This window comes from Ignavibacteriales bacterium (assembly GCA_015709675.1).
Classification (GTDB): Bacteria; Bacteroidota; Ignavibacteria; order Ignavibacteriales; family Ignavibacteriaceae; genus H2-BAC3.
This window is the reverse complement of the sequence record CP054182.1, coordinates 2090136-2102683: the sequence shown is the minus strand read 5'-3', so window position 1 is coordinate 2102683 and position 12548 is coordinate 2090136. Positions and strand designations below refer to the sequence as shown.

The following is a 12548-nucleotide window of genomic DNA, read 5'->3' as shown; positions in this document are numbered from 1 at the left end:
TTCTATTCCTTGTAAATATCTTTCGCGAGTTCATTCAGATAGATTTCCAGCCAGGTATATCCGCTTTCATGCAATTGAGCGCCGTCATTCTTATCTGAAGGATTCAGTCTGTTCTTTTTTTCCCAGTCATCCGGGATACCATCCTTATCGGAATCTGCAGGGGCAGTTTCAGATGAGAGTACCGGAAATCCGCCTACTTCTGTCTGCGAATTGATAATTCCGTCCCTCACACTCACGTTACCATCCCGTACCTCAGCCAGAATTCTTGCATCAGCTTCATCCCTAGCGGGAAGCAGAGCACCCGCAAAACGCAGTACTTTTCTGAAAGCTTCACCAGGAGTGTCTGTGACTATCGCTTCACTTCCGAAAGGTACTGCAGAACGGATTTCTTCATCATCTGCGTACCTGCCCTGAACTCCTCCGCTCCAGTTATCGGCACTGATTGCAGGCGACCCTTCAACAAAGTTTCCGTATATATACCATCTTCCCTCATTGTTTGAAGGTTCAACTATTCTGTCCTCCTTTTTTGAAGCCGGACCCGGTTTATAATAATTATTCACCATGTTGTAGCGTCCGCCTTCACCGCCGTAAGCGCTGTTATGTCCCCAGTTATAAATGACGTTATTACGGTAGTCAACCAGTTCATCAGATTTTTCGGTACCGGTACGTGCACCATTAAAGCGGGGATTACGGCTTGCGTTATGGGCGAGCAGGTTGTGATGAAATGTTGCATTAACGCCTCCCCAGATACCGCCGTATCCGTGTTCTCCTTTCGGATGGATTGAATTATTGAGCGCTTCCGCAATAATACTCCATTGCAGTGTAAAGTTTTCATTATCATAAAATGATCCCACTTCATCAATACCCCAGCTCATGGAACAGTGATCAATAATTACATTCTTACAATTCATGGCAGTTATTGCGTCTTCCGGCACCCCGGTTTCATCCCCCTGTCTGAAACGCATAAAACGGATAATAATATTGTCAGCATTCAAAGTGGTGCGGTTGCCGGATATACAAATACCTTCACCGGGTGCTGTCTGCCCCGCGATGGTGAGATTGCCATAGTCAACCTGAAGTTCAGAATGAAGCACAATGGTTCCCGACACTTTGAATATCACAGTACGAGGCACCTTCATCCTGAGAGCAGCCCTGAAAGAACCAGGACCGCTGTCATTAAGATTCGTAACCTCAACCACAACACCTCCTCTGCCGCCGGTTGTATATCTGCCGTATCCCTCAGCTCCGGGAAAAGCAGGCACTTGAGCGGAGATCATACCCGCAGACAGGAGGAAAACAAGGATGAAAAATTCAGGGCAGGCAGTTTTGAACACAGAAATAATGATTAGTATATAAGGAAAAGTTGAGAAAAGAGGAGGAGAAATTCGGGAAGAACAAAGCACTCCGGGCTTTAAACAGCTTCGCCCGGTCAGTCACAAGAAGAATTAACTGAATCGTTTACTTAAACGTTTAAGTAACTCTTCAAACTTAGTGAACTTTTCTAATTCTGTCAACTAAAATCGGTTCTCAAAGGCAAGATTTTTTTGCCCACTTTTATTCTTAAACTTGAATCCGGACCTTAGTAAAATTTCCAAAAACTCCATTTTTCGCTCATTTTGAGGCTTTTCTACCTTAAACTACTCTGCTCTCCTCAACAAGGCGCCGGGGTATGAAATTTAAATTCAGGAAGACCTCACCCTTCAGGAAAGCAATTCCCTGTTCAGTACCGTAAAGGTCCGTCTGAGAAGCTCTCTGCAAAAACCCCGCAACGATTTCACTCAGAATCAGCAAGATGAGGCATTTCATTCTGACCACCAGGCGGCAAAAAAAACGGGGAGCCGCCAATGCAGCTCCCCGCTTAATCATTCCTGCCAGCTGACAGTATTATCTGGAATATATATTAAAAATGCTCCGGTATCCGGCTTTGTTCTGATACCAGTCTTTATAAACCGCTGCATTACTCTCAGCCCAGGCGCCAAAATAATTATACGCCCGAGTCAGGTCTGTTTTTTCCAGCGGATAATCAAATGATTCCGGGAAATTAACCGCCCAGGGAAGGTTTTTCCCTGACTTATAATATCTGCCGAGAGAAAGATTGGTTCGGTCATCTTCCCTTCCGAAGTAGGAGGGATCAGCAAGAGCTGTCGGTTCATATCCCGGTAAATGTACTTCCTTGCCCCGTTCTTTATTAACAATAATAAATGGGTTGAATGGTGCTGAACCGAGTTCAGCCTTCACCACAGGCGAGACAAAACTTATTTTCATGCTGACTGTCTTTGGTTCGTAATAGGTCAGTCCTGCTATAGTGTTTACGGTTACACCTCCGGCATTAAGAACTTTATAAGGATTATCAAACGCAATAATGGTCGCTTTGTTATTACCTGCCTCGGTTCCGTTTGCCAGAAGTGATATATACCCCTCAGTAAGCTGTGACCCCGTCACTGATGAAACAGCAGTCGCCGCCACCGGAAGCTGAAAACCAAATGCATTAACAAAACTTCCGCCTATCGCCTTGATCTTCAGGTCAGCAAAAATCTCCACCACTTTGTTTTGTGCATTGGTCACCTGATTAAAGTTGTAATCAACCACCAGATCATTAAAGTCATAATCCCCTTTCGCCGGCCAGAGATCTTCAAAAGCAAGCGTTCCAAACGTATTCTTGGCGGGGGAATAATTATTAAATGCCCTTAAAGGGTCGTTTTTGTATTCATCAAATATATCCGTAATACCGTCTTTATCAGCATCAGCAGCACTGTCAAGCGGCGCAACATTATTAATTACTATCGCCGTGAAGGGATTTGCTGATACATAAAAAAGCAGATCATTAAAATCGTTATCACCGCCGCTGCCCGGATTACGTATGATATCTTCAAACCCGACAATCAGCCGGTTGCTTGCTTCATCTTTCAGAAGTACATTATGCTGTCTGAGATCGGGGTTTGTTTCCGGATTCAGATTCGGATGAGAGAAAAATCTCCAGTTTCCGTTGGTGATGCTGTTTGCTCCCTTAAATCCGTCCGACAAGATAAACCAGCCGATGGAAGTATTTCGTCCAAAATTTCCGATTTTAACCTTGTCCCCGCTATAAAGCCCGCCGCCGCTTCCGGAATACGAGGCATTCGGAAAAATAATCGTCATGCTTGCTTCTATATCCGCGATTGTAGCAGGCGGATTGTTTTTATCAAAGGTATAAAAACCCAGTACGTTCCGGTATCCCGCTCCTTCATGCACAAAGGTAACATATACTTCACAGGTATCCTGTAAAATTACATTGGTTTCAACACCAACAAGATACTGCGGATGATGAACAGGCAGAGCGCCTCTCTCCGGCAGAGATGTATTAATGTTGTTAAGCAATGCTGTTGAAATCACATCACGCGGTGTGAGAAGATAACCCGGCACACCTGAACTGTTCCATGTTCCAAGGGTTTTATACTGTGTCTGATACTGATTACCTGGGGAGTGCGTCAGTCGCAGAGGTCTGAGAAGATTCGCTTCCCGGTTATACGTAAAATCAAGCAACGTTCCGGAAACCGGAATTGCCAATTCTGAGGGAAGACCAATATAATCCGTCACCAGCCAGAGACTGTCTGTATATGCCGGCACCGTAACGGTTGTGCCAATCATGCCGTTGATATCAGATGCCGCAGTCAATAGATATTTCCCTCCGTCTGACTGAGAACGGGTATATATTTTGACCGGCACGCCAGCCATTGGCTCACCGCCTGGTGTCTGCACTTTTACCGTGACTGATATATCCCGTATCATGCTGAAATTAAAAAGCGGATTAATGGTAAGCTGATCCATGGTCTTTACCGCCGGATCGGGCTGAGTCAGAGACTCTTCCTTGCACCCCTGCATAAGATACGAGGACAACAAGACGAGTATGCTATAGATTATTTTTTTCATGTATTCCTGATTCATTTTATAAATTTCTGTTAGTAAGGGGAAGGATTACCGTAAAGGATGTTCCTTGACCTACTCTGCTTTCGACTGCTATTTCACCGCCGTGAGCATCTATTACTTTTTTCGAGATCGCGAGTCCAAGACCTGTGCTGGCTTCTTCACCGGTCGGCAGCGTGCTGATTTTCTTGCTTGAGAACAGCTTAAAAAGAAATTTTAATTCTTCCTCTTTTATTCCCTGTCCCTCATCGCGGATGGTGATTGTGATAGCCGTTCCGGTTCTGCCCAATGAGACGTGTACCTTCCTGTCTCGGGGTGAATATTTTATTGCGTTGTCAAGCAGATTTGCAACTACTTCTTCAATGCGGTCCCGGTCTATAACCGCTTCAGCATTTTCAGTCTCACCATTATAGAGTATCGTAATACTCTTTTTAGCTGCCTGAAGCTGATAATCAGCTACTTTTTTCACAAGCAGCTCATGCAGATTTACCTGTTTTTTCTTAAGATTGATAATACCCTTATCCACACGTGTCACGGTGAGCAGTTCATTAATAATGTTCAGCAGATGATGCGACCGCTCATAAATAACATTCAGAATTTCACTTTTCTTTTCAGCCGGCAGTTCATCATAAGTCTGCAGAATCTCCGTGTATCCCAGAATCACCGCGAGAGGATTACGCAGTTCATGCGCTGCTATGCCAAGAAGCTGATCTCGCTCACGTTCAAGCTCCCACTTTTCCTCTGCCTGACGGATAAGTTTCCGCAGATCAGTTTCGTGAAGGGTTTCTTTGGGTATATAGTCCATTGCCCCTTCTTTCATGCATTCTACAGCTATCTCCTGATCTCCCCGTCCGGTGAGCATTATTACCGGAGCACTATTCGCTTTTCTCAGTTCTCTTAGTATATCAACTCCATTTTCAGCACCGAGGTAATAGTCAAGGAAAATGATATCTGCTTCCACATTTTTATCTGCGAGAAAATTGTTAAGCTCAGAAGAATTCTCTGCTTCCAGCACCAGATAGTCTGACGGACGTACTGTGCCCAAGTATTTTTTGAATAGTTTCCTGTCAACCGGATCGTCATCACAAAGTAGTATTGTTTGTTTTTTCATATTGTTTCTTGTCAGAGGATTCAAAGCAGCAGGCAGGTGCCAAACCAGTAGTCAAATACCCGCTGCATGGTTTTTGCGTAATCTTCAAATACTGCCGGTTTTCTTATATATCCGGCTGCACCCTCTTCGTAAGCCGCCTTCAGATCACTGCTGTTATTCGATGTTGTCAGTATGATAACCGGTATAGATTTCAGCCTCGGATATGATTTAAGTGATTGCAAAACCTCAATGCCGTTGGCTTTTGGCAGATTCAGATCAAGAATTATCAGATCCGGCAGATCAGCTGATGCTGCGTTTTTTGCAATCGTACCGAAATACGTCAGTGCCTCTTCACCGTCATTAAGAAAGGTAAATGAGACAGGATAACCGGACTGTTTAGCTGTCATTTTAAGCAGCTTTTGTTCGCTCATATCATCTTCAGCGGCAAGCACTTGATAGATTTCTTTATTCATTTGCCTCACTCCTTTACCGGAATCTTTATGGAAAAAACGGAGCCCTTTTCTGGTTCAGATTCCACCTCAATTTCTCCGCGGTAATTTTCTACAATCTTTTTGCAGATCGCCAGCCCGATGCCGCTTCCTTCATATTTCTCTTTGGAATGAAGACGCTTAAACATTTCAAAAATCTGGTTTTTATATTTTGCATCTATTCCAATACCGTTGTCTTCAATCTCTACGGTCAGATATCCCCCATCCCTTTTTGAGCGGATAGTTACAACCGGGGGTACATCTTTTCTGCGGTATTTTATTCCGTTGCCAATCAGATTCTGAAAGAGCTGCTTAAGCTGCGTTTTTTCGCCGCGCAAAAATCCCATGGTATTTTCCAGACTGATTACTGCGTAAGTATCCTCAATTATCTGTGCCAGATCAAAATGGATAATTTCGAGCAGCAGCTCATCAAGGTTTATAAGTTCGGATGATTTGGCTTTCGCTGTCAGACGAGAGTACTGCAGGAGGTCATCTACCATCTGCTGCATCCTCTTTGCTCCCTCGATCATGTAATCAAGATTTTCCTTTTCATCCTCATCCAGCCTGCCTGCTAGTGATTTGTTTAAAAGACTCCCGAATGCAGATACTTTCCGCAGCGGTTCTCTCAGGTCATGGGACGCTATATATGCAAATTCAGAAAGGGCTTTATTTGATGCCTGCGCGTTCTCTTTCTCTATCTTCAGAAGCAATTCTGCCTCCCTTCGCAGACTAATATTTACCAGAAGCTGCGCGAATACCGCCAGCAGTTTTCCTTCCAGTTCGGTAATTTCATGCAGGTGCTTCACCCAGTCAAACCCGACAAATCCTATCGGCTTTCCTTCAGCTGTCATTGGTATCGCTATAAGGGATTGAATACCCTGGCTTCCAAGAATTTCTTTCAGACGGGTGCTCTCATCCAGCAAATGCACATTGCTGATAATCATCGGTTCCCCCTTTGTATGTGCCGCTATCCATTCAGGAAACAGCTCCATCGGAAGGTTTTGCAGATTTTCAATCTGGGGAACAATACCGGTTTCACACCATTCGTAGGTATTGCTGGTTGTACGTGATTCAAAGTCATACGTAAATATATAGCTGCGGTCTGCTCCGGTAAACCTGCCGATACGCTCAAGCGATTCGTTTATTTTGGCGTCAACTTCAGTCAGTGGAATATTGATATATTCGGAAGATATCCGCATCAGTATGGACTGGAACCGGTTATGAGCCAGAATTTCCCGTTCAATATTCTTTTGTGAAGTGATATTTCTCAGAATGATGATATATCCCTCCTGGGCGAAAGGACGTCCTTTGCCTGAAAAGTAACGGGTCTCTCCATTCACAAGCATGGAAAACTCGATTTCTGCTGGTCCGCCGCTTCTGCGGATTTCTTCGATGGTGTTTTCAATCACACCAGCAAGTTCCGGGGAAGGACTCTCACTGTAATGTTTATAGAGAAAATCACGGGGTTTGATAAGCAGTTCGTTTTCTGCATCTTTATAATCTTCAATAAACCCTTTTCTGCTCACCACAAACAAGAGCTCCGGCAATGCGGCCACAATGGACTGGGAGTGTTCCTTCGCCTGCATCAGCATATCTTCGTACCGTTTCCGCTCTGTAATATCATCGTAAAGCCAGAGGTGTCCTCTGTAATCGCCTTCAATCATAATCGGCACGTAAACACGTTCAAAATATCTTCCGTCATCAAAGGTAATTAGTTCCCCTTTTTTGAGCTTTCTTTCGGCGAGCGTTCTCTGAATTCCCATGGCAACCTCATCCGGATCCCGGAATATACGTCCGGCTTGGGAAAAAGCTTCAGTGCACTCCATTCCTACAAGTTCTGCCGGGGTAAAACTCAGGCCAAATATCTGGCAGAATGAATCATTGGCAAGGACAATTTTTCCGTGTTCATCTTCAACCAGAATTCCCGAAGGTATATTGCCTAATAAACTGGCAATGCGTGTGCTGTATTCTTTCAGTTCTTTCTCTGCAAGCACTCTCTTGGTAATATCTGTCTGAACTCCAATAAAGTTCGTTATTGCACCGTTATCATCAAATAATGGATTGATTCGCAGTTCGTTCCAGAATGGAGTTCCATCCTTCCTGAAGTTTTTTAATTCCACTACACACCCCTTTTTCTCACGTATCGCGCTGCGAAGTACAGAGAGGCCGTGCTGATCTTTGTCCTCCCCCTGTAAAAACCTGCAGTTCTTTCCTATTACATCCTCTTTTGTGTATCCGGTCATCAGATAGAAAGCTTTATTCGCATAAATCATCGGATTGTCCGGGAGCTGAGGATTGGTTATTATCACGCCATTTTGCGCGGATTCAATGGCCTGTTCCTTTAGCCGTAAATCCTCCATTATCAGCTGCCGCACCTTCCTGTGATGAAGATTTGCATACACAACACCCGTAAGTCCGGTGATGAACCTTAACAGTTCAATTTCCTCTTCAGAAAAATTATCCTTATTGCTGCTTGATATTCCGAATGCTCCGACACATTCAGTATGATTCATCACCGGGAAATATATACGGGACCTGATTTTTTTAATCCTTGGTATATCCCCATTTTGATCATCCGTACGAGAATCAGGATAGGAAAATGTATATTCACGTTTTTCCCTGAAAACCCGGCCGGGATGCCGTTCCATGGCAGTGGCTTCGGCCATTCTCTCTTCTTCTTCAGTAAAACCCAGAGACATAACCAGTCTGAGCCGTGCTTCATCCTTATCAAATAAATATAATCCTGCATAATCAAATGTAAAGAGGCTGCTCACTATTTCTTTGTTAAGAAACGCCAGTTCTTCAAGGGTTGTAACACGGCTCATCGCAGATGTAAAAGCACTAAGTTCTTTTATCAGGTGAAGAGAGGTAAATGACTTCATATTCAATCAGAGTGCCTTCAGAGCTGCATCAGCGCAGTCTTCATCCTGTTTATAATGTCCGCCGCTGATACCTATAGCTCCCGTCAGAATATTATTAATCATCACTGGTTTACCTCCGCCGACCAGAATAAAGTCATCAAAATTATGAGCGCCTTCTCTGAGAATGGGGTCATCCTTAATAAAACCAAACCAGCCGTCACCGCTAGCAAGCCCGAAACCCACTGCGGTCAGTGCTTTTTTATGCGAAGCTTTAATGCTTATCAGCGGTGCTCCGTCCATACTGCTGAAAGCTTTCATCACACCGCTCTCATCAACAATGCAGGTTGATATTTTTATCCCCAGTTCTTTTGCTCTGGTTTCCGCTGCTGCAATCATCACTTTTGCAGCGGCAATCGTAACCGATGTTTTGGTAAATGTGTTCATAGCGTGTTCCTTTATTTAATTATAGATCCGTAATAGATATTATCTTTTACCACCAGAATGATTCCCAGCAGCATTACACCCAGGGCTATTATATCCGAAACAGCAATTCCGTCTTCAGGGGTGAAATAAAACAGTGTTGCAATTTCCACACTCCCTGGCATTGGCAGAACAATTACAAGTATACCTGCTGTAATCAAAAGCAATCCGGTTATCATTCTGAGCAGCCGGGCAAGACGGAAGCGTTTCATAAAATTTCTGACATTTCCTGAATCAAACTTGTTTTCTTCAAGAAAGAAGATAAAATCTTCGATCTCTTTAGTCTTCTTATCCTGCTGTTTCAGTTTCGTTTCTTTCTGCAATTCAGAAGCCGATATTTCTTATTGCATAATTCTTTCACTATCATTTTTTTACAGGCACTGGAAAGATATATTCCTTCAGGCGCACAGTTTCTTTTTTCATTCTCCTCATAAAGGCCTTTCCCATTGAACCATCAGCGAGCAATCGCCTTGAACTTGTCCATACTCTTGCTTTCCGCGATGTAACAACTTCAATCCTTCCTTTTTCCAAAAGCTGCATAGCCATCCATCCGTCTGACCATAGTTTGCGGGTTGTGTTAAAACCGCCGGCAGCAAGACCGTCTTCTTTTCTGAAGCCAAAATTAAACCCCATCACATTGAGATATCCTCTGCGCCTCCTCCTTAGTCTGAAGAGAATGCCCGAAAGCATTTCATAGAAAGCCAGAGCAATTCTGCTGTTTCCTTCTGCGGGGATAAGGGAGTAAAGAGACTGCACACAGGAAACCCCCTTCCGATTAAGGCCGTTTACCAGATATTCAATCCACTCTTCCGGATAGAGAGTATCTGCGTCAGCATTCAGTATATATTTCCCTCCGGCATGCATCAGTCCGCATTGCCGCGCGTAACTGATTCCCTGCTGCAATTCTGTTACCACTCTTGCACCGCATAAACCGGCAAGCTCAGCGGTTTTATCCGACGAGTTATTATTCACCACCAATAACTCAAAAGTGTACCGGGTCTTCTGTTTACTCAGGAGATATAATGTCCGGGCAAGGAGTTTTTCCTCATTCCACGCCGGTATCACAACTGACACCTCAGGCAAGCCGGAAGTCCGCGCAGCCAAATTCTCTTTTATTTCACTTATGATACGGGGGTCAATTTGTTCCAGACTATCATAGCTGAACAGTGCATTTTTTACCCATCCCGGAACGGTAAAATCAGGCATGCAGAAGCTCCGGTTTTCTATCGAATTTCACGGAAAGATTCAGAATGGCTATTGCCACAAAGAAGAGTAGACTGATGGGATACTGACCGATTGCTTCCTGAGGATAGTTTGCAAGGGTGAGTGAAAAAAGCACCAGGAGCATTCCAAGAGAAACAACTTTCAGTTTCGGATTTTTCAGGAGGAGATAATTTTTGATACCGACATGAAAGACGGTATAAAGAAGAGCAGAATATATTAAAAGACCTAACCATCCGCCTTCAACAGCAATTCGGACAAATCCGCTGTCAGGTGGAAAATTCGCAAGAGGTGACCAGGGGGAAAATTTCTTTCCCCATTCTCCGACACTCCCCAGCCCGCCTCCGAGAGGATGGGTATAAATAAAAGGCCGTATGAACGCCTGATTTCTCATCCGTACTTTATAGGAGGCATCCTCCGTCGGGTTGAACGCGCTCTGAAGACGGACGATATTCGGATTGCTGCTGGGAACATTAGCAACAACACCAAGAACGAGTGCAGCAAAAAACATCGCAATAATTACCTGCTTTTTCAGTGTTAATATACCGTAAAACAGTAAACCGGCAACAGGGAGAATGAATGCTGCTCTGGTTCCGGAGTAAAGCATGCCAACCATCATAAACATTCCCGCTGCAAGCAGAAAGATTTTCTTTGGTTTTGAAAACGGTCCGGTGGCAAGCACAAAACAAAGGAGTGATGTGAAAGCCAGTAATATGCCATAAACCAGCGGATCAGAGAAAAAGGAAAATTTGCGGAACGTTCCGGCCTGAAAAAGGAGCGCGTATCGTTCCGGCGTTGCCATAATCCAGGCCATCTCAAAAGGGAGGAAACCGATATGTTCCTGCACATAGCCCCATATAGTACCAAGCAGCGTCAGACCAATCCATACTTTTATCAGGAAGTATATATCCTTTTCACTGCGGATCGCATATACCAGGAGGAAATACATTGCCATAATGCCGGCAAAACTCCTGACCGTATAAACCCATGCCAGAAATGACTCAGCTGAAGGATTACCCCCCTGCAGCAGATTATAGATCACCCAGACCAGTATAATCTTACTGATCGGGTTGTTTGCAAAACTCCAGTCCCGCTCCTGTACCTGCCGGACGATCAGTCCAAAAATCATGACCGCGATCAGAAAATCCATCAGCAGGCCAAGCTGCACATCACCGACAAACCGTTTTACTCCGAGAAGAAAAAATGATAAAACGATGATGAGCGAAATGCCAAACTTCAGATAAAACATCGCCGCGAAAGTCAGAGGCAGGCCGATGATCAGGGCAAGAATCACCACCCCAATAGCAAACCCCATCTTTGATACAATATAAGCAATCAACAGTGAAGGAAGCGCTAGAGCAATATAACCGAGGGGATTATTAAGTTTTTGCCATACAATCCGTTCATAAAGAGATGAGGTCAGCCGGCTGTACCAGTTGCCCTCACCCTTTGCAATTCCTGATTTGATCAGAAACTCGTTCATAACGAGATGCGGCTCTCTCCGGAAAAATGCCAGTGCAGTAACTGGCTGTACACTTTAAGCTGAACCTGAGCTTCTTCATAATTTCCTCCGGTTATTTTGCGGAAGAGATATTCAGCACCGTACTTCAGAAGCCAGAAATGTATATAGATTACCGTTCTGGTACGGTAAACAGGATACACATAAGAATCGTAGTGCTTTTTAAGAAACAGGTAAAAACTCTTATAATTCATGATGAACATCTCTCCCCTTCTCTGGCGGGAGGATGATTTGCCATAATGGATAATCTGTATTTCAGGGTGATAGATCGCTTTATAACCGGCTTTCCTGAAGCGCATATAATAATCCATCTCCTCTGCATAGATATAAAATCTCTCATCAAGCAGCCCAACTTTGCGGAATGCTTCATCACTCATCATCAGTACTGCGCCGTGCGCCCAGTCAATTTCTCTGATCGAATTATGATCCCAGTAACTCATCAGGTTTTGACCTTTGCTGTTAAAATTCTTCAGGATTTCAGAAAAAAATCTGTTTTCAAGAAATGACCCTGAGAGGGAGAAGAAACTGCTTACCGATTTTTGCAGCGTACGGTCATCATTCAGCAATTTACTGGTCAGAACATGAGTCTTTGACTGATCCATATAGTCAACCATCTTGTCAATCGCATTTTCAATGACGATAGTATCTGGGTTCAGAAGCAGATGATACCGCGCTTCCGAAAGTTTAAGTGCCTGATTGTTGGCTTTTGCGAACCCGTTGTTGGTATCATTGGCAATCAGTTTAACCTGAGGAAACTCATCCCTGACCATATCCGCTGATTTATCCGGAGAGTTATTATCCACCACCCAGATTTCATAGCTGTGTTTTTGTGTCTGTTCAATTACTGAGTTCAGGCAGTTCCTGAGCAGGGTTTTGGTATTCCAGTTTACAATTATTACGGAGATATCTTTCATCTGTTCTCTTATATGAATAAAATCTTAAGGATAATGGCAAATAGTGTCAGCGCGACAAATACTCTTGCCACG

At 44.0% G+C, this 12548-nt stretch carries 10 protein-coding genes; all 10 read right to left on the bottom strand.

The genetic code is table 11. From position 1 onward, the window contains the following. Positions 1–2: 2 nt before the first annotated feature. Positions 3–1277 carry a pectate lyase gene (locus HRU80_07905; GenBank protein ID QOJ28809.1) on the bottom strand — a complete coding sequence of 425 codons (1275 nt, stop codon included), beginning with the start codon at positions 1275–1277 and terminating at the stop codon, positions 3–5. A gap of 607 nt (positions 1278–1884) precedes the next feature. Further along, on the bottom strand, positions 1885–3909 hold the full coding sequence (locus HRU80_07900; protein QOJ28808.1) for an LruC domain-containing protein: 2025 nt from the start codon (positions 3907–3909) through the stop codon (positions 1885–1887). A 16-nt stretch (positions 3910–3925) separates the two neighbouring features. Further along, complete coding sequence (locus tag HRU80_07895) at positions 3926–5014, bottom strand: hybrid sensor histidine kinase/response regulator (protein ID QOJ28807.1); 1089 nt, start codon at positions 5012–5014, stop codon at positions 3926–3928. Positions 5015–5034: 20 nt separating this feature from the next. Then, positions 5035–5466 carry a response regulator gene (locus tag HRU80_07890; GenBank protein ID QOJ28806.1) on the bottom strand — a complete coding sequence of 144 codons (432 nt, stop codon included), beginning with the start codon at positions 5464–5466 and terminating at the stop codon, positions 5035–5037. Positions 5467–5471: 5 nt separating this feature from the next. Continuing rightward, the gene (locus HRU80_07885; protein QOJ28805.1) at positions 5472–8363 is read right to left on the bottom strand and encodes a PAS domain-containing protein; all 2892 of its coding nucleotides are present in this window, start codon (positions 8361–8363) and stop codon (positions 5472–5474) included. A 6-nt stretch (positions 8364–8369) separates the two neighbouring features. Next, positions 8370–8786 carry a heme-binding protein gene (locus HRU80_07880; GenBank protein QOJ28804.1) on the bottom strand — a complete coding sequence of 139 codons (417 nt, stop codon included), beginning with the start codon at positions 8784–8786 and terminating at the stop codon, positions 8370–8372. A gap of 11 nt (positions 8787–8797) precedes the next feature. Further along, positions 8798–9145: a hypothetical protein gene (locus HRU80_07875; GenBank protein QOJ28803.1), complete on the bottom strand. Its 348-nt coding sequence runs from the start codon at positions 9143–9145 to the stop codon at positions 8798–8800. Positions 9146–9185: 40 nt separating this feature from the next. Next, positions 9186–10028 carry a glycosyltransferase family 2 protein gene (locus HRU80_07870; protein ID QOJ28802.1) on the bottom strand — a complete coding sequence of 281 codons (843 nt, stop codon included), beginning with the start codon at positions 10026–10028 and terminating at the stop codon, positions 9186–9188. Then, positions 10021–11526, bottom strand: a complete 1506-nt coding sequence (locus HRU80_07865) for an O-antigen ligase family protein (protein QOJ28801.1) — start codon at positions 11524–11526, stop codon at positions 10021–10023. Before HRU80_07865 ends, HRU80_07870 begins: the two co-directional genes overlap by 8 nt. Then, positions 11523–12476 carry a glycosyltransferase family 2 protein gene (locus HRU80_07860; protein ID QOJ28800.1) on the bottom strand — a complete coding sequence of 318 codons (954 nt, stop codon included), beginning with the start codon at positions 12474–12476 and terminating at the stop codon, positions 11523–11525. The genes HRU80_07865 and HRU80_07860 overlap by 4 nt, the downstream gene beginning before the upstream one ends. Positions 12477–12548 lie beyond the last annotated feature (72 nt).